Consider the following 17505-nt stretch of genomic DNA (forward strand, 5'->3'; position numbering starts at 1 on the left):
CCCTGCGGGGCCGCCGGTTAGCCGCCGCGGAATCGCTCCTTCGTCGCATCTCCGCGGCGCCTAACCGGCGACCCGGCCGCGGACCGGCCACTTCGTGGCCGTCCCTCCCTAGGGGTCGGGAGTGCGGTGGTGGCTGGTGCGGTCATGGCGGACCTGGGGTTACGGGTGGGGCTGGGAGTGCGGTAGGGCTGCGGGCCTGAGGTTTTGCGGGTGTGGCTGGTGGTGCGGTAGGGCTGCGGGTCTTGGGTTTACGGGTGTGGTTGGGAGTGCGGTCATGCCGGGCCTGGGGTTGGACGTGGTGTGGTGTGGGTGTGGGCATGGCGGATTTTGGGGTGCGCTGGGTGCGTGGTCGGCGGTACCGAAGTCGTGGTGGACTCGGTCAGGCGTGGTGGGCGATCGGTTCGTCGGGCGTCACCAAAGGTCGCTGTTTCCAGCGGAGGCGGCCGGTGCGGTGGCGGTAGTGGGAGCGAGTCCAGAGGGTGAGGTAGTGGGCTACCGAGAGGGGGTGGGCCAGGGCTGAGGTGAGGTCGGTGGGTGTCGGGGGGCGGCGGGTTTCGATGGTGCGGGCGGTCAGGCGGCTGGTGACGGCGGCCAGGTAGCCGAGTAGGCCTGCTCGGCGGGTTCGGGTGCGGCCGAAGATCGCGGCCAGTGGGGGGATCCAATAGGCGAGGGCGGCAAGGGTTCCGATGGCGGCGCCGGTGTCGAGGCGGCCGCCGTAGGCCGACCACAGCCAGCGGGTGTAGCCGTCGGTGAGTTCGGTGGCGCCGGAATACATGCGGGTGCTCGCGGCGGGGCCCGCGGTCACCAGGGCGGTGTGATGGCCTGCTCGGCGGACGGCGCGGGCCAGGTCGAGATCCTCGGTGGCGCTGGCCGCTACGGCCGCGTGGCCGCCACCGGCGCGGTAGGCCCCGGCGTCGACGGCGAGGAACTGGCCGCACGCCACGGCGGTGGACGGGCGCAGGCTGTGATTGGCGGGACCGACGGGCAGGGTCGAGGCCCATGACCAGGCGAGCAGGGGCTGGATCAGGCGCTCGGCGGTCGAACCGGCTTCCTGTCTCGGCCAGGCCGAGACCAGACCGGCTCCGCGCCTGCGCAATTCGGTCACCGCCGCGGCGATCGCGTGGGGAGCCAAGCGCACGTCCGCGTCGATGAACACCAGGGCGGCCGTGTGGGTTCGGGCGGCCAGGCGCGCACACGCGGCGGCCTTACCGGTCCAGCCGGGGGCGGGGTGGGCGGCCGAGCGCAGGACGGTGAAGCGCTCGTCGTCGGCGATCGCGGCGAGTGCGGCGTCGTAGGTGCCGTCGGTGGACGCGTCGTCGAGGATCAGCACGCTCAGACGGGGGACGCCGACCTGCGCGCGAAGGTCGGCGATCAGCGCGGGCAGGCGCGCCGCTTCGTCGCGGGCCGGGACACACACCGTGACCGGTTCGATCACGCCCGCGACCCCGCGCGGCAGGGTGCGCACGGTGACCAGGTTGTAGGCGGCGGTGGCCGCGCCCAGCGCGGCCAGACCGGTGCCCGCCCAGGTCAGGTAGCGGGCCGCCGCGCTCATGTCAGCGGCCCAGTCTGCGACTGGAGATATCGCGCCACATCTCCGAGGGGGAGAAACCGCCGCGCGGTGCGTTGGGCGGGCCGGGGTTGCGGTCGCGGAACGCCAGGCCCGCGATCAGCGCGGCCACCGCGAGGGTGATGCCGCCGACGATGCCCGCCCAGCCCGCGAACGAGCGGGTGTTGGGGTCGGCGTACTTCACCTCGGCGCGCAGGGTCGACACTTCGCCCGCCGGGAGCTTCCACGACACGGTGTTCTCGCTGTCGGTGGTCTCGCGCGTGCCGTTGGTCTTGGCGACGCGGGCCGGGAACGCGACCGAGAACTGCACGTCCGAGCCGTGCGGCGGCACCGATTCCAGGTCGACCCGCCCGGTGAGGCTGACCAGATCGCCACTGCGCTGGAACTCGAGCGTGAACATGCCCTGTGTCTGATCCGAGAGGCCTCCGAGCTGGCCGACCTCGCCGAAGGACAGATCGTCGAAGAACACCTGGGTACCCATGTACCCGTCCTGGTTGTAGTTCTCCACGCGCACCTTCGCCGCCAACTGCTCCGGCGCCTTCAGCTGGGGTCCCTTGTCCTCGGGCCCCGTCGGCACCACCGCGGCGACGATCCGCCCCGACACGCGATCGTTCGACGACACCCCCATCGACACCTGCACGCGCAGGCACCCGGCCAGCGCGGGCACGAGCAATGCCAGCAGGACGGCGACGGCCGCGACGCGCCGCGCGGGCACGGAACGACGCGGCGAAGGAGCGGGCATGTCGGCGACGGGACTCGGCTGCACGGTTGACATCGTGCCAGGCTCAGGCCCGAGAGCCCACACGACGGGCCCAGCACGCCCCGCCCACCCGTGCCGATCAGGCGTTTTCATCCCGAATCGGGGTGTGTCGCGGCGGGGTCGGCCGGTCAGAACGCGCGTCGCCCGGCCCGCGCGCGCAGAAACAACGGGACTCCGAGCACACCGAGACCGGCGAAACCCCAGATCGCCGATGCCGGAAGGCCGAGGAACACCGCGTGCGCGAGGGCCGAGCCGAGCCAGGTCCACCCGAACACCGCGACCGGGACCGCCACCGAGGGGTCGCGCGGCGGCGGCAGGACATGATCGAGCAGGGTGAGGATCACTGCCATGACCACGGCGACGAACGCCCAGCCCAGGTAGTTGGTGTAGGGGATCTCGGGGATGCCAGGCAGTCCCGCGTCGGTGACCGACCAGATCCATTGGCCGTCGGCCACCATCTGTGGATCGAGGAACAGATCCCAGCCGACCGCGCCGAGGGCGAACAGACCCACGCGCCGAACATTCGAGCCGCTGAGCAGTCGAGCGTTCGAGGCGCTGTGTGCCCGCGCATTCATGGACCCGGACCGCCCCGGCTGCTGCGTGATCGAGCCGCTCGACAGGTGCGCGCGGGACACCAGCAGACCCGCGACGATCCAGATCGGGTACAGCCCGCCGGTCCACGCCAACGGCACCGCCAGCGGAACATCGGCGAACGCGGGCCCGAGCCGGTCGACGGCATAGGCGTAGCTGCCGAACGGGTATCCGGTTGCGGTGCCCACGATTTCGGCGGTGAGCCCCAGGCCGGACACGACGGCGAAGAACCCGGTGGCCCACCGCAATCCACGAGTGGTCGCCGCGTGCAGCACGGCGGTCGCGGCGGACAGCACCACGACCGCGACGGTGATCCGGTCGCGCGCCACCCCGGCACTCAACGGGTAGGTGATCTGCGCGAGCACCAGCGCCAGCGCCGTCGCGGCCGGGATCGCCCGGCGTGGATCGACGCGCAACCAGGCGCGGATCGCGGCGACGGTCCGACGGCCTGTGTCGCGAACCGTGCCGGTCACCGATGCCGCCGAACGGTCGATCCGGTGCCGGTGTGGAGCCGACTCCGGTGGTGCGGCGGACAGGCTTTCATCGCTTGCGTAGCAGCGTGAACCGGCGCTTGCGGCCGTGGCCGAGGACCAGCCCGGCCGCGCTGCGACCGCTGGCTCCGGAGACGCCGCCACCGGGGTGGGTGGACGCGCCGGTCAGGTACAGGCCGGGAGCACCGGGAACGCGCTGGCCCGACAGCTCGGGCAGCGGCCGCCACAGCATCATCTGATCGAAGGACATCTCCACGTGCATGACATTGCCGCCGCGCAGACCCATCTCCCGCTCGAGATCGACCGGCGTCTGCACGAACCGCCGCAGCACCGACGAGGCGAAACCCGGCGCGTACCGGTCGACCTCCGCGATGATCCGGTCCGCCTCGTGCTCGGCGTGTGCTGCCCAGTCGCTGCCGTCGGCGAGATCATAGGGATGCCATTGCGCCCACAGCGACAGCTGATGTTCGCCCGCGGGCGCGATGGACGGGTCGAGGGCGCTGAAACTCATCGCCAGCACCACCGGGCGTGGCGGCAGCGAACCGGCCAGAGCGGCACCGTGAGCCAGTCGAAGCTGTCGGCGGTCGGAGACGAGAAACTGCAGACCACGGGCGGATTCGGCCGGGGAGGCGCCGGGGTATTCCGGTAGCCGGTCGGTGGCCACGCGCACCACCATGCCGATGCCGGGGCCGACCCGGATACGGCGCTGCCAGTCGTCGAGGACCTCGGGGTCGAAATCGCCCGCGCGCAACAGGTCGAGCGTGGACAGGATATGGGAGCCCGCGATCACCGTGTCGGCGTGCAGTGTCCGGCCCGATTCGGTCGTCACCTGCCACCCGTTGCCGGATCGGCGCAGCGAGGTGACGGCGTCGCCGGTGTGCAGCTCGCCACCGTCGGCCCGCAGGCGCGCGATCAGCGCCGCGCTGAGCGCCCCACTCCCACCCACCGCCCGCCCGGGCGGCAGTGTGTGCATGAGCGCGGCGAATCCGGCCATCGGCGCCGTTCCCGGCTCCGACATCGGCGGACCCGACTGCGCGCCGAACCACGCGAGCGACGCCTTGAGCCGTTCGTCGTCGAACCAGAAGTCCAGCAGCGCGTCACCGGACTGCAGGAACTCCCGCGACAACGCCGATCCGCCGGCCCGCGCGTCCAGCCCCCAGAACGAGCGAACGAGTCTGCCCGGCGTCGGCGGCCCGCCGAACGACCGCATCACCCGCGCGCTGCGCTCGCCCCACACCCCGACGAAGCGGCGATAGGCGTCAGCGTCCTTGACACCGCAGGCGGCCGCGATCGACGCGCACGTCTCGTCGAGATCACGGTGGAACACGATCGGCGGGCGCACACCGTCGGACGGTGTGAACCCCCAGGGATCACAGTCGAGATAGCGCAACCCGAACCGTTCGAGTTCGAGCTCCTCGATGATCCCGGTGTGCCGGATCATGATGTGCGCCGACGATCCACGATCGACGAGATGGCCGGGGAACCGCTCCACCGTCGACACCGCGCCCCCGGGCACCTCGTCGCGCTCCAGCACCTGCACCCGTTGCCCGGCCCGCGCCAGATAACAGGCCGCGACCAGCGCGTTGTGGCCGGATCCGACCACCACCGTCGTCACGGGTGCGTGGGCGGCATCGGCAGCCTGCGCCCGAGGATGGCGAACGGCCGGGTATCGCCGGCGAACACGAAATTGCGGATCACATCGGTGAATCCGGCCCGCCGGTACAACTTCCAGGCCCGGTTCGCCTCCTCCGGGACTTCCGGTGTCGACAGCAGCACCGCGGCCTCGGCGCGGTCGGCCAGCAGGCGCTCGAGCAGGCGCGCGCCGATCCCGCGGCCCTGCGCCGCCGGGTGGACGTGCAGCTCGGTGAGTTCGAAATAGTCGGCGAGCAGGTCGCGGGCGGCGGCGTCGGGCCAGCCACACCGGCGCATACCGGTCTGCACCTGCTGATGCCACCACTGCCGCGGCGCACCGCTGTAGCCGTAGGCGATCGCCAGGATCGGCGCGGTGCGCAGGTCGACGCCGCCCGAATCGTCGGGCAGCACCGCGGCCACCGCCCGCCAGCCCGACCTGGTGGTGTGCTCGGTCCACATCGGGGCGCGGTGATGTTCGGTGCCGCGGGGATAGTCCATGGCGGCGACATAGACCGACAGGGCGTCGTGCAGGCGTGCGCGCAGGGCGGCGACGCTGAGGTCGACGATGACGGGTGCGGGGGTGTGATTCGGCTTGACGGCTGTCATGGCTCTCGTCGATGGCGCGCGAACGCGCCAAAGTTGTCGGTGGGTGTCCCTATATTCAATCTCAATTCAAACGTTCGAATGTTAGTTCGATCAGTGCGAGGGGCGAAAGGGGCAGCAGATGGCTGGTCACAACGATGGTCGAGCACACGCGGGCCACGACGGGCGCGCCGGCGGACTACTACGCCAAGCCGATGCGCTGCTCACCGATTCGGCCTGGGAGCACGAACCGGGGGAGCGCTTCCGCACCGCGTATCTGGCCGCGTTGCGCGGCGCGGGCTCGATGATCGCGCTCACCGGCGCCGATCGCGCGCCGCGAGCCCGGTCGCGCAGCGCCTGGGTGTTACTGAGACGCGCCAGCCCGGAGTTCGTGATGTGGGCCGACTACTTCGAGGCGCACTCGCAATTACGGGCCGCGTTGGAGGCCGGATTGGACCGTGCGATCACCGACACACAAGCCGACGAGTTCTGCTCACGGGTGGGTGCATTCCTCTACGACGTCGACGATGCGCTGGTAGCCGCGGCCAAGAGCCTCCCGCAGCCGAGTCGTGGCCGCGACATGACCGCTTAGTTATGACCGAGTAGGTGGTACGCCACCGATCGAACTCGTATCATGGGGAGCAGATAGCCGCCAAGGTCGGCTACCCGTCGCCTACCCGGAGGCGACCAGCCACGCCTAGTGCCGGGGGAGGTACCGTGCCACTCTCCGAGCACGAGCAGCGCATGCTCGAACAGATCGAGAGCGCTCTCTATGCTGAGGATCCGAAGTTCGCCTCGTCCGTCCGAGGCGGACGTCTTCGCTCCACGTCGAGTCGACGCAGACTCCAGGCTGCGGCGTTGTTCGCCGTCGGCCTGTTTCTGCTCGTCGCCGGCATCGCCGCCCCGTTCAAGCCGGGCGGTTTCCCGATCATCAGTCTCGTCGGATTCATCGCCATGTTCGGCGCTGGTGTCCTGTTGATGATCGGCAACTCGCGTCGCGCCGCCCGACCGGACGCGACCGAGTCTCCCGCGGCGGGCAGCGGCCCGGCCACGGGGCACCCGGCCCGAGGTGGTCGCCAGCGCAAGTCCGGCGGCTTCTCCGAGCGAATGGAAGACCGATTCCGGCGACGGTTCGAGCAGGAATAGCTCAGACCTAGCCGGTACGACAGCGGCGCCACACCCCGCACGGGTGTGGCGCCGCTGTCGCGCGTCCACGGGTCGATGACCACCGGCACGCAGGGCCAGGGCGGTTCCCCCACCTTCCCCACCGCTCCCCACGCTTCCCCCACCGGGACACTCGACCGAGGTCGTACCTGCGATGTTTGCTGAACGTTGTCGGAACGAGGGGTTGCCGACCCGCGCGGGTTGCCCGAACACGGGATAACCGCGAATCTCAGTGATAGCTGGGATGACCTGCGGAATTGTGTTGGCGGGGAGCAGGATCACTCAGGGTTTCGATTGAAAGTGGGGGAAAGTGGGGTAATGTGGGTCGCGCACTACAGGAGAGGCCGTACGGCGAGGTGAATCCAGTAGGGAGGTGGCCGGGATGTTTCTCGGTACCTACACCCCCCGATTGGACGACAAAGGGCGGCTGACGTTGCCTGCGAAGTTTCGAGACGATCTGGCGGGAGGGTTGATGGTCACGAAAGGCCAAGACCACAGCCTGGCCGTGTATCCGAAAGACGAGTTCACCGCGCTCGCGCGGCGAGCCGCGTCGGCGTCCCGAAGTAACCCGCAGGCAAGGGCTTTCGTTCGAGCGCTGGCGGCAGGCACCGACGAGCAACGTCCGGATGCGCAGGGCCGGATCACGCTGTCGCCGGACCATCGGCGCTACGCGAACCTCTCGCGGGATTGTGTGGTGATCGGTTCGGTCGACTTCCTCGAAATATGGGATAAGCAGGCGTGGGAGACCTACCTCGAAGAACACGAGGAGGACTACGCGCAAGCCGGAGACGAGTCGCTGGGCGGAATCTTCTGACCCGGAGCACGCGAGTGCTGCGAGGCCTCTGCCCGGGCGTGGACCCTGACGTACTTCCCCGACGCCAGGTGCCTTGCCCCGGTCAGAGACCTCGAAGCATTCGCATCATCCACTCGTTCGACAAGCACTCATTCGACAAGCACTGTGTGGCAAGGCGACCCGTCTGCGACGCGAGGCAGTATCCCGGGAGGTCGAGGTGAACCATGACGCCGAGAACCCCCGTCATGTGCCGGTTCTGCTCGAGCGCGCCGACGATCTGCTCGGCCCCGCGCTGAGTGAACCGGGCGCCGTCTACCTCGACGCGACCCTCGGATTGGGCGGGCACGCCGAGCATTTCCTGCGCACCTACCCGCAGGCGCGTCTGGTCGGTCTCGACCGCGACACCACCGCGCTGCGCATGGCGGGCGAGCGGCTGGCGCCCTACGCCGACCGGATCACGCTGGTACACACCCGCTACGACGGCATCCCCGCGGCGCTGGCCGAAGCGGGGCTCGACGAAACCGGCTCCGTCTCAGCCGTTCTCATGGACCTGGGCGTGTCGTCGATGCAGCTCGACGAGGCCGAGCGCGGCTTCGCCTACTCCGTCGACGCGCCGCTGGACATGCGGATGGACCCGACCACCGGGATCACCGCCGCCGACGTGCTCAACACCTACAGCCACGGCGACCTGGCCAGGGTGCTGAAAACCTATGGCGACGAACGGTTCGCGGGCAAGATCGCCTCGGAGGTGCTGCGCAGGCGGGCGGTCACGCCGTTCACCACCAGCGCCGAACTCGTCGAGGTGCTCTACGCGACCATTCCGGCCGCGGCGCGCCGCACCGGCGGACATCCGGCCAAGCGCTCGTTCCAGGCGCTGCGGGTGGAGGTCAACGGTGAGCTCGACTCGCTGCGGGCGGCTTTGCCCGCGGCGCTGGATTCACTGCGTGTGGGCGGACGGATCTGCGTCATGTCGTACCAGTCGCTCGAAGACCGGCTGGTCAAACACGAACTCGCGCCACGGATCGTGTCCCGGTCGCCGATGGACCTGCCGGTCGAACTGCCCGGCATGGGACCGGAGTTCCGGATGCTGACCCGTGGAGCGGAAAAAGCGACCGAGTCCGAGATCGAGGTCAATCCGCGATCCGCGCCGGTGCGGATGCGCGCGGCCGAACGAATCGCGGAGAGGTCAGGGAGGACACAGGAGGGGACACGATGAGCGTGCGGACGAGCACAGTCGCGGTGCCGAGCAAGACGGCCCGGCGCGTAGCGGCGGCCGACCGAGTGAAGTCCGGTGCGGCAGAGCGGGCCTACGCCCGCAAGCGCACCAGGGAACAGCTGCTCGACGGTATCGAACTGCCCGAACGGGCCTCGACGATGGCGGGGCGGATCCCGTTCGTCACCGCGATCATCGGACTGCTCGGCTGCGGCCTCGCCCTGACCCTGTTGCTCACCACCCGCGCCGCCGAGGACAGCTACCAGCTCGGTGACGCCAGGGCGGTCAACCGCAAGCTCGACGACGAGCGGGCCGCGCTGCAGCGCGAGGTCGCCGCCGCCGACTCCGCTCCCGAATTGGCCGCCCGCGCACGTGAACTCGGCATGATCCCCGCGAAGGATCCGGCCCGGCTGGTGATCGGCCCCGACGGCGAGGTCACCGTGATCGGTAACCCCACGCCCGCGCAGGGTGCGCCGGTGCCGCCGCTGAACGGTCCGCCGACCACCGCCCCGAACACCCCGGCGCCCGCGCACGCTCAGGCGCAGGGTGAGCGGGTCGTGCCGGTACAGCCGGGTGCGGCCACCGCGAATCCGGGTGCGCCGACCAATGTGGTCGCGTCACCGCCCGCCCCCACCGTGCCGCGGCCTGCCGCCACTGCGGCCCCGGCTCCGGTCGTTCCGGCCCCGATCGAAGTGGCCGTCCCCGCTCCGACCGGTCAGGCCCCGGCCAACGGTGAAGTCCCCGCTCCGGTGGACGCAGGCGCCCCGGCCCCGCTCGCCCCGGCGACCGTGCCCGATCGCATCGACGTCGCCGGTCAGGGTGAACCGCTGGGCTCGGCCGACACGCCGCCGCTCGCACCGGATGTCGTGGCCGACCCGGCGACTGCGCCGTTACCGGGTGCCGTGGCCGCGACCCCCGGACTACGAGCCCCGGCGGCCGGACCACCGAGTGAACAGCCGCAGGTCGTCGAATCGCAGGATGGTCCTCGATGAAGCAGACCGGGCCCGCGTCGCAGCAGCGACGCGGGCCGGTCTCGTCGAGGGCCCGCCGCACCGGCTCGCTCTCGCCGGACCGGCCGATCCGCCTGCGCCTCGGCATCGGGCGGGTCACCCTGCTGGCCACGTTGGCCGTGGTCGCGTTGCAGCTGCTCTACATTCAGAGTCTCGCCGCTCCCGCGCTGTCGGCGCAGGCGGCCTCGCAGCGCACCATCAAGGCCACCGAGGCGGCCGTGCGCGGCCCCATCACCGACCGGCACGGCAACCAGCTCGCCTTCACCCTCACCGTGAAAGCTCTGACCTTCCAGCCGGTGACGGAGCGCGAGAAAATGGTCGAAGCCAAGAAGCTGAAGCCCAGTGCGCCGGACCCCGAACAGCGGCTGAAGGACATCGCGAAGTTCATCCACGAGAAGCTCGGCGCGCCCACCGAGCAGGAACTGCTCGACAAGCTCGAGAGCGACAAGAAGTTCCACTACCTGGCCAAGAACGTCGATCCGCGCGTGGCCGCCGAGATCACCGCCAAATTCCCGGAGGTCGGCGCCGAACGGCAGGACCTGCGCGAATACCCCGGCGGCTCGCTGGCATCCAATGTCGTGGGCGCGATCGGCGGCGACCGGCACGGTCAGATGGGGCTGGAATCGGCGCTGGACTCGGTGCTGTCGGGCACCGACGGTTCACGCACCTACGACCAGGGCTCCGACGGCGCGGTGATCCCCGGCAGCTACCGAGATCTGCAGCCGGCGGTGAACGGTTACGGCGTCGAACTGACCCTCGACGCCGACCTGCAGTACTACGTGCAGCAGCAGGTGCAACAGGCCAAACAGGTCTCCGGCGCGTCCTCCGCCTCGGCGGTGGTGCTCGACGCCAAGACCGGCCAGGTGCTCGCGATGGCCAACGACGGCACCTTCAATCCCGCACTGGGCCCGAACCATTGGGCCTCGGGCAAGATGGGCAACCCCTCGGTGTCCGAACCCTTCGAACCGGGCTCGGTGAACAAGATCGTCACCGCGGCGGCCGCCATCGAATACGGCGTGACCACCCCCGACGAAGTGCTCCAGGTGCCGGGCTCGATCCGCATGTCGGGCGTCACGGTGAACGACGCGTGGCAGCACGATGTCGCGCCCTATACGACCACCGGCATCTTCGGAAAGTCTTCCAACGTCGGCACTCTCATGCTCGCCCAGCGCGTGGGCGAGGACCGGTTCGCCGACATGGTGACCCGTTTCGGGCTCGGCCAGCGCACCGGCGTCGGCCTGCCCGGCGAGAGCGGCGGCCAGGTACCCGCCCGCGACCAGTGGTCGGGCGGCTCCTTCGCGAATCTGCCCATCGGCCAGGGACTCTCGATGACGACCCTGCAGATGACGGCCATGTACCAGGCCATCGCCAACGACGGCCTGCGGATCCCGCCGCGCATCGTCAAGGCCAAGGTCGCCCCCGACGGCACCCGCACCGAGGAACTGCAGCCCGACGGCGTGCGCGTGGTCAACCCGCAGACCGCGCACACCCTGCGCGAGCTGTTCCAGGCGACCGTGCAGAAGGACCCGATGGGCGTCCAGATGGGTACCGGCGCACCCGCCTCGATCGAGGGATACCAGGTGGCGGGCAAGACCGGCACCGCGCAGAAGGTCGACCCCGCCTGCCGCTGCTATTCGACCTCGTCGTTCTACAGCACGTTCGCCGGGATGGCGCCCGCCGACAACCCCCGCTACGTGATCGGCATGATGCTCGACGCGCCCGTGCGCAGCTCCGACGGCACCGGCGGTGGCTCGGCCGCACCGCTGTTCCACAGCATCGCCTCCTGGGCGTTGCAGCGCGACCGGGTGCCGCCCTCCCCGGAGTCCAAGCGGCTGGTGCTGGAGGCGGTGTCATAACGGCTGGTGCCGCAGTTCCCGGCCCGTTCGTCACACCCTCCACTCCGTCCCGAGCCGGGCGGGCCGAGAACACCGATTAACTCAACCCGCGTTGTCCGACCGACACCGCGCGTCGGTAACCTGACTGCTCGTCTCGCCCACGCGCTCGATCACTCTCAGAGAGGAGCCTTGTGCCCGCGCAGTCCAGCCCGCACGCGCTCCGGCCAACCACTCCGCTGTCGACGTCGCTGCAGGCCGTGGCGGACCTCACCGGTGCCACGTCGGCGACCCCGGCGTCCGCCGAGGTGACGGTCACCGGCATCGAGCAACGATCCAACGCGGTGCGCGCCGGAGACCTGTTCGCCGCGCTCCCCGGCGCGAACTCGCACGGCGCCCGATTCGCCGCCGACGCGATCGCGAACGGCGCGGTCGCCGTGTTCACCGATGCCGCGGGCGCCGAGCTGATCGGCGACGTCGCGGTGCCCGTGCTGGTGCGCGAGCAGCCTCGCGCGGTACTCGGTGAGCTCTCCGCCGAGATCTACGGCCACCCCAGCGATCAGCTGCGCATCGTCGGCATCACCGGCACCTCGGGCAAGACCACCACCTCGTATCTGGTGGAAGCCGGTCTGGCCGCGGCCGGCCTGTCCACCGGGCTGATCGGCACCATCGAAACGCGGATCGGCGGGCAGCGGGTGCCGAGTGCGCTCACCACACCCGAGGCGCCGCAGCTGCACGCGATGTTCGCCGCCATGGTCGAGCAGGGCGTCGACGCGGTCGTGATGGAGGTGTCGAGCCACGCGCTCGCGCTGGGCCGGGTCGACGGCGTGCGGTTCGCGGTCGGCGCGTTCACCAACCTGTCCCAGGACCATCTCGACTTCCACGCCGACTTCGAGGACTACTTCGCCGCGAAACGCCGGCTGTTCGACGCGGATTCGCCGGTCGCCGCGCGCACCGCGGTGATCTGCGTCGACGACGAGTGGGGCACCCGCCTGGCCGGCGACCTGGTCGACCCGGTCACCGTGTCGACCACCGGCGCGGCGGCCTGGCAGGTCAGCGGCGACATCAAGACCACCGGCGGGGAGCAGGAATTCACCGCCGCCGGACCCGACGGCGAGCTGACGGTGCGCCTGCGCCTACCGGGGCGCTACAACGTCGCCAACGCGCTGCTGGCCATCGCCACCTGCGCCGCGGCGGGTATCGACCCGGCGGTTGCCGCTCCCGCGCTGGCCGTCGTCGACGTGCCGGGCCGGATGCAGCGCGTCGAGCGCGGCCAGGACTTCCTCGCCGTCGTCGACTACGCGCACAAGCCCGCCGCCATCGAATCCGTGGTGACCACCCTGCGTGGCCACCTCCTCGAAGCGGGCACGGGCAGGCTGGCTGTCGTACTGGGCGCCGGTGGTGACCGGGACGTGGCCAAGCGCCCGCTCATGGGCGCCGCGGCAGCACACGCCGACCTGGTGATCGTCACCGACGACAACCCACGCACCGAGGACCCGGCGGCCATCAGGTCCGCCGTGGTGGCCGGGGCGCACGAACTCCCGGCCACCGATCGCGGCGAGATCCGTGAGATCGGTGACCGCGCGGCGGCCATCGCCGCCGCACTCGCCTGGGCGCGTGCGGGCGACGTGGTGCTCGTCGCGGGCAAGGGCCACGAGGCGGGCCAGGAGATCAAGGGCGTCAAGCATCCCTTCGACGACCGCGAGGTGGTCGCGGCGGCGCTGGATGCCCTGCGGAGACAACACAGTCCGCACACGGACTCGGAGGACTTGACGGTTTCATGATCGAGATGACACTGCGGGAGATCGCGGACGTCGTCGGCGGCGAGCTGCACGACGTACCCGACCCCCAGGCACTGGTGACCGGTTCGGTCGAATTCGATTCGCGCCGAATCGGTTCCGGCGATCTGTTCCTCGCCCTACCCGGCGCCAACTCCGACGGACACGACTACGCGGGCACCGCGATCGCCGCCGGGGCGGTCGCGGTGCTCGCGGCTCGCCCGGTCGGCGTGCCCGCCATCGTCGTCGTACCGGACCTCGGTTCGGTGCCCGCGACCTCGGTCGCGCTGAGCTCCGACGAAGACGGTTCCGGCGCCGCGGTACTCGCCGCGCTGGCCGAGCTGGCGCGCGTGAGCACCGAGCGGCTCGCCGAGCGCACCGGACTCACCGTCGTCGGCGTCACCGGTTCCTCGGGCAAGACCTCGACCAAGGATCTGCTCGCCGCGGTACTCGCGCCGCTCGGTGCGGTGGTCGCGCCGCCCGGCTCGTTCAACAACGAACTCGGCCACCCGTGGACGGCCCTGCGCGCGGGTCCCGACACCAAGTTCCTCGCCCTGGAACTGTCCGCGCGCGGTCGCGGACACATCGCGGAGCTGGCCCGCATCGCGCCGCCCAGGATCGGTGTCGTGCTCAATGTCGGCACCGCCCACCTCGGCGAATTCGGTAGCCGTGCGGCGATCGCGCAGGCCAAGGGCGAGCTGGTCGAGGCACTGCCCGCCGAGGGGCTGGCGGTGCTCAACGCCGACGACCCCAATGTCTCGGCCATGGCGTCGCGCACCAAGGCGCGCGTGGTGAAGGTCGGCCTGTCCGGTGACGCGGACATCCGTGCCACCGACGTGATCACCGACGACCAGGCCCGCGCCCACTTCACCCTGCACGTGGGCGGCGAATCGATCCCGGTGCGACTCGCCGTGCACGGCGAACACCAGGTCGGCAACGCCCTGGCCGCCGCGGCGGTCGCCCTCGAATGCGGTGCCGATCTGGCGACCGTCGCCCAGGCGCTGTCCGGCGCCACCGCGGCCTCGGTCCGCCGGATGGACGTGACGACCACCCCCGCGGGCGTCACCGTCATCAACGACTCCTACAACGCCAACCCCGACTCGGTGCGCGCGGCGCTCAAAGCGCTGGTCACCCTGGCGAAATCGGCCGACGAACCCCGGCGCAGCTGGGCCGTGCTCGGCGAGATGGGCGAACTCGGCGACACCTCGGTGATCGAACACGACGCGATCGGACGCCTGGCCGTGCGCCTCGACGTCGACCGGTTGATCGTGGTCGGCACCGGACGACCCTCCCACGGCATGCACCAGGGAGCGGTGATGGAAGGCTCATGGGGCGAGGAATCGATCCTCGTTCCCGATATCGACGCGGCGATCGCGCTGCTCGACGACGAGATCGCCGCAGGCGATGTGGTACTGGTCAAGGCGTCGAAGGCGGTGGGCCTGTGGGCCGTCGCCGAGCACCTGACCGGGGCAGCGGAAGGTAATACAGCTCGATGAGGCAAATTCTGTTCGCGGCGGGGATCGCACTGGCGGTGTCGATCCTGCTCACGCCGTTGCTGGTTCGGGTGTTCGCCAGACAGGGCTTCGGCCAGGAGATCCGGGTCGACGGCCCGGCCAGTCACCAGGCCAAGCGCGGCACCCCGACCATGGGCGGCGTCGCGATCCTGATCGGCATGTGGGCGGGCTATCTCGGCTCGCACCTGATCGGTATCGGCTACGACGCCGAGGGGCCGACGGCGTCGGGTCTGCTCGTGCTCGGGCTCACCACCGCGCTCGGCATCGTCGGGTTCCTCGACGACTTCATCAAGCTGCGCAAGCAGCGCAACCTCGGGCTCTCGGCCGCGGGCAAGTACATCGGGCAGACCGCCGCGGCGGTCATCTTCGCAGTGCTGGCCCTGCAGTTCCGCAGCACCGACGGCCTCAGCCCCGCCAGCAAGCACCTGTCGTACGTGCGCGACTGGAACACGGTGTCGATGGGCGCGATCATCTTCGTCGTCTGGGTGCTGTTCCTGGTGGTGGCCTGGTCCAACGCGGTCAACCTGACCGACGGCCTCGACGGTCTCGCGGCCGGTTCGATGAGCCTGCTGCTCGGCGCGTACGTGATCATCACCTTCTGGCAGTACCGCAATTCCTGCTCCACCAGCCCCGAAGCCGGGTGCTACAACGTGCGCGACCCCTTGGACCTGGCCTTGGTCTGTGCCGCCGCGGCCGCCGCGTGTATCGGATTCCTGTGGTGGAACGCCGCGCCCGCGCGAATCTTCATGGGCGACACCGGTTCGCTGGCGCTCGGCGGCCTGATCGCGGGTCTGTCGATCACCACCCGCACCGAGCTGCTGATGGCCGTGATCGGCGCGCTGTTCGTCGCCGAGGCGGCATCGGTCATGCTGCAGGTGGCGGTGTATCGCACCACGCGCAATCGGTTGTTCAAGATGGCGCCGTTCCACCATCACTTCGAGTTGAGTAAGTGGGCCGAAACCACGGTGATCATCCGTTTCTGGATTTTGGCGGGCATCTCCGCCGCGGTGGGCCTCGGCCTGTTCTACAGCGAATATCTGTCACAGGTCGGGTGAGCACAGACATGGTCGAACACTCGCCCCGCGCCCTGCGTTCCCCGGGCCCGATGCTCGAATTCCTGCGTGGCCGTGACGTTCTCGTCGCCGGCTGGGGCGTCTCCGGACGCTCGCTGATCGAACCGCTGCGCGATATCGGCGCCCACCCCGTCGTCACCGACAACGGCGCGAAGGCGCTGGCCGAGGCCGCCGAACTCGGCCTGGAGATCGCCACCAGCGTCGAACTCGAAAGCGCCGATCTGAGCCGGTTCGCGCTCGTGATCACCAGCCCGGGCTGGCGACCGGATTCGCCGGTGCTGGTCTCGGCGGTGACCGAGGGCGTGCCCGTCTGGGGTGACGTCGAATTCGCCTGGTGGGTCGATCAGGCCCGTATCTACGGACCGGTCCGCAAATGGCTGGTGATCACCGGAACCAACGGCAAGACCACCACCACCCAGATGACGCACTCGATCCTGCGCGCCGCCGGCATCTCCAGCGTGGCCTGCGGCAATATCGGCCTGCCGATCCTGGACGCACTGCGCCGCAACCCCGGTCCGCAGGTGCTCGCCGTCGAGCTGTCCTCGTTCCAGCTGCACTGGGCGCCGTCGGTGCGACCCGAGGCCGGTGTCGTGCTCAATGTCGCCGAGGATCACCTGGACTGGCACGGGGGTCTCGATGCCTACGCCGCCGCGAAGGCCCGCGCGCTGACCGGCCGCGTCGGCGTCGTCGGCCTCGACGACCCGGTCGCCGGCTCGCTCGCCCGCAAGGCCAAGGCGCGGCGCACGGTCGGCTTCCGGATCGGTGTCCCCGCCGACGGTGAATTGGGTGTGGTCGACGGCAAGCTCCTCGATCGCGCCTTCACCAAGGCCGCGATCCTCGCCGAGACCAGCGACATCAGCCCGCAGGGCCCCGCGGGCATCGCCGACGCGCTGGCCGCGTCCGCGTTGACCAGGGCCATCGACGTGGCGCCGCAGTTCGTCAAGGAAGGTCTCGCCGAACACAAGGTGGGCCCGCACCGCACCGCGTTCGTGCGCGAACTGGGCGGTGTCGAGTTCATCGACGACTCCAAGGCCACCAACCCGCACGCCGCGCGCGCCGCGATCATGGCGCACCCGCAGGTGGTGTGGGTGGCGGGCGGTCTGCTCAAGGGCGCCGGTGTCGACGATCTGATCGAAGAGATCGGTGACCGGCTGGTCGGCGCGGTGCTGTTCGGGGCCGACGCGCCGGTGATCGCCGCCGCGATGGCGCGACACGCACCCGAAGTCCCGGTCATCGAGCTGGATGCGGGAGACGATGCAGACATGGAGTCGTCGAGATCGCAGCGCGCCGAGGCCGTCATGGGCCGTGCGGTGCGCGCCGCGGCGGGTCTGGCGCGCGCCGGAGACACCGTCCTGCTCGCGCCCGCGGCCGCTTCCCTCGACATGTACGACGACTACACCCATCGCGGACGTTGTTTCGTGGATGCGGTGACGGCACTGGAAGATGGTGACATCGGGCGGGCGCTGTGACGAAGGCGCGCCCGGCCGAGCAGTCACCGCCCGAGA

General features: G+C 70.3%; 15 protein-coding genes. 10 read left to right on the forward strand and 5 right to left on the reverse strand.

Annotated elements, in window-relative coordinates:
* Positions 1 to 379: 379 nt before the first annotated feature.
* The 5 genes from ACFWFP_RS31925 to ACFWFP_RS31945 all read right to left on the reverse strand — a co-directional run bounded on the left by ACFWFP_RS31925 (position 380) and on the right by ACFWFP_RS31945 (position 5647).
* Entirely contained in the window at positions 380 to 1552 is a 1173-nt protein-coding gene (locus ACFWFP_RS31925) for a glycosyltransferase family 2 protein (RefSeq protein WP_379301313.1), read from the reverse strand.
* Between the two features lies 1 nt (position 1553).
* Complete coding sequence (locus ACFWFP_RS31930) at positions 1554 to 2309, reverse strand: LppM family (lipo)protein (RefSeq protein ID WP_379301441.1); 756 nt, start codon at positions 2307 to 2309, stop codon at positions 1554 to 1556.
* Positions 2310 to 2455: 146 nt separating this feature from the next.
* Positions 2456 to 3391 carry a carotenoid biosynthesis protein gene (locus tag ACFWFP_RS31935; protein WP_379301315.1) on the reverse strand — a complete coding sequence of 312 codons (936 nt, stop codon included), beginning with the start codon at positions 3389 to 3391 and terminating at the stop codon, positions 2456 to 2458.
* Between the two features lie 67 nt (positions 3392 to 3458).
* A complete protein-coding gene (locus ACFWFP_RS31940; protein WP_379301317.1) occupies positions 3459 to 5024 on the reverse strand; it encodes a phytoene desaturase family protein in 1566 nt (521 codons plus the stop codon).
* Positions 5021 to 5647, reverse strand: coding sequence for a GNAT family N-acetyltransferase (locus ACFWFP_RS31945; protein WP_379301319.1), 627 nt, complete (start codon positions 5645 to 5647; stop codon positions 5021 to 5023). The genes ACFWFP_RS31940 and ACFWFP_RS31945 overlap by 4 nt, the downstream gene beginning before the upstream one ends.
* Positions 5648 to 5765: 118 nt before the next feature.
* Here ACFWFP_RS31945 and ACFWFP_RS31950 point away from each other — a divergent pair, with 118 nt between their 5' ends.
* The 10 genes from ACFWFP_RS31950 to murD all read left to right on the forward strand — a co-directional run bounded on the left by ACFWFP_RS31950 (position 5766) and on the right by murD (position 17469).
* Positions 5766 to 6215 carry an SAV_6107 family HEPN domain-containing protein gene (locus ACFWFP_RS31950; protein ID WP_378636670.1) on the forward strand — a complete coding sequence of 150 codons (450 nt, stop codon included), beginning with the start codon at positions 5766 to 5768 and terminating at the stop codon, positions 6213 to 6215.
* A 125-nt stretch (positions 6216 to 6340) separates the two neighbouring features.
* Positions 6341 to 6769 carry a DUF3040 domain-containing protein gene (locus tag ACFWFP_RS31955; RefSeq protein WP_358072016.1) on the forward strand — a complete coding sequence of 143 codons (429 nt, stop codon included), beginning with the start codon at positions 6341 to 6343 and terminating at the stop codon, positions 6767 to 6769.
* 400 nt (positions 6770 to 7169) lie between these two features.
* Positions 7170 to 7601, forward strand: coding sequence for a division/cell wall cluster transcriptional repressor MraZ (mraZ, locus tag ACFWFP_RS31960; RefSeq protein ID WP_056816815.1), 432 nt, complete (start codon positions 7170 to 7172; stop codon positions 7599 to 7601).
* Positions 7602 to 7797: 196 nt separating this feature from the next.
* On the forward strand, positions 7798 to 8796 hold the full coding sequence (gene rsmH, locus ACFWFP_RS31965) for a 16S rRNA (cytosine(1402)-N(4))-methyltransferase RsmH (protein WP_379301321.1): 999 nt from the start codon (positions 7798 to 7800) through the stop codon (positions 8794 to 8796).
* Positions 8793 to 9785 carry a hypothetical protein gene (locus ACFWFP_RS31970; protein ID WP_379301323.1) on the forward strand — a complete coding sequence of 331 codons (993 nt, stop codon included), beginning with the start codon at positions 8793 to 8795 and terminating at the stop codon, positions 9783 to 9785. The genes rsmH and ACFWFP_RS31970 overlap by 4 nt, the downstream gene beginning before the upstream one ends.
* Entirely contained in the window at positions 9782 to 11659 is a 1878-nt protein-coding gene (locus ACFWFP_RS31975; protein WP_379301325.1) for a peptidoglycan D,D-transpeptidase FtsI family protein, read from the forward strand. The genes ACFWFP_RS31970 and ACFWFP_RS31975 overlap by 4 nt, the downstream gene beginning before the upstream one ends.
* A 170-nt stretch (positions 11660 to 11829) precedes the next feature.
* Positions 11830 to 13419: a UDP-N-acetylmuramoyl-L-alanyl-D-glutamate--2,6-diaminopimelate ligase gene (locus tag ACFWFP_RS31980; RefSeq protein WP_379301327.1), complete on the forward strand. Its 1590-nt coding sequence runs from the start codon at positions 11830 to 11832 to the stop codon at positions 13417 to 13419.
* Entirely contained in the window at positions 13416 to 14909 is a 1494-nt protein-coding gene (gene murF, locus ACFWFP_RS31985) for a UDP-N-acetylmuramoyl-tripeptide--D-alanyl-D-alanine ligase (protein WP_379301329.1), read from the forward strand. The genes ACFWFP_RS31980 and murF overlap by 4 nt, the downstream gene beginning before the upstream one ends.
* Positions 14906 to 15982, forward strand: coding sequence for a phospho-N-acetylmuramoyl-pentapeptide-transferase (mraY, locus tag ACFWFP_RS31990; RefSeq protein ID WP_379226627.1), 1077 nt, complete (start codon positions 14906 to 14908; stop codon positions 15980 to 15982). Before murF ends, mraY begins: the two co-directional genes overlap by 4 nt.
* A 50-nt stretch (positions 15983 to 16032) precedes the next feature.
* Entirely contained in the window at positions 16033 to 17469 is a 1437-nt protein-coding gene (gene murD / locus ACFWFP_RS31995; RefSeq protein ID WP_379301443.1) for a UDP-N-acetylmuramoyl-L-alanine--D-glutamate ligase, read from the forward strand.
* Positions 17470 to 17505: the final 36 nt, after the last annotated feature.

Source organism: Nocardia sp. NPDC060249, from assembly GCF_042728755.1.
In the GTDB taxonomy this organism is placed as follows: Bacteria; Actinomycetota; Actinomycetes; order Mycobacteriales; family Mycobacteriaceae; genus Nocardia.

What these genes read in the sequence shown, in the direction of transcription:
- ACFWFP_RS31925 (WP_379301313.1), bottom strand. Translation starts at nt 1,552, where the DNA reads ATGAGCGCGGCGGCCCGCTACCTGACCTGGGCGGGCACCGGTCTGGCC.
- ACFWFP_RS31930 (WP_379301441.1), bottom strand. Translation starts at nt 2,309, where the DNA reads ATGCCCGCTCCTTCGCCGCGTCGTTCCGTGCCCGCGCGGCGCGTCGCG.
- ACFWFP_RS31945 (WP_379301319.1), bottom strand. Translation starts at nt 5,647, where the DNA reads ATGACAGCCGTCAAGCCGAATCACACCCCCGCACCCGTCATCGTCGAC.
- ACFWFP_RS31950 (WP_378636670.1), top strand. Translation starts at nt 5,766, where the DNA reads ATGGCTGGTCACAACGATGGTCGAGCACACGCGGGCCACGACGGGCGC.
- mraZ (WP_056816815.1), top strand. Translation starts at nt 7,170, where the DNA reads ATGTTTCTCGGTACCTACACCCCCCGATTGGACGACAAAGGGCGGCTG.
- ACFWFP_RS31970 (WP_379301323.1), top strand. Translation starts at nt 8,793, where the DNA reads ATGAGCGTGCGGACGAGCACAGTCGCGGTGCCGAGCAAGACGGCCCGG.
- ACFWFP_RS31975 (WP_379301325.1), top strand. Translation starts at nt 9,782, where the DNA reads ATGAAGCAGACCGGGCCCGCGTCGCAGCAGCGACGCGGGCCGGTCTCG.
- murF (WP_379301329.1), top strand. Translation starts at nt 13,416, where the DNA reads ATGATCGAGATGACACTGCGGGAGATCGCGGACGTCGTCGGCGGCGAG.
- mraY (WP_379226627.1), top strand. Translation starts at nt 14,906, where the DNA reads ATGAGGCAAATTCTGTTCGCGGCGGGGATCGCACTGGCGGTGTCGATC.
- murD (WP_379301443.1), top strand. Translation starts at nt 16,033, where the DNA reads ATGCTCGAATTCCTGCGTGGCCGTGACGTTCTCGTCGCCGGCTGGGGC.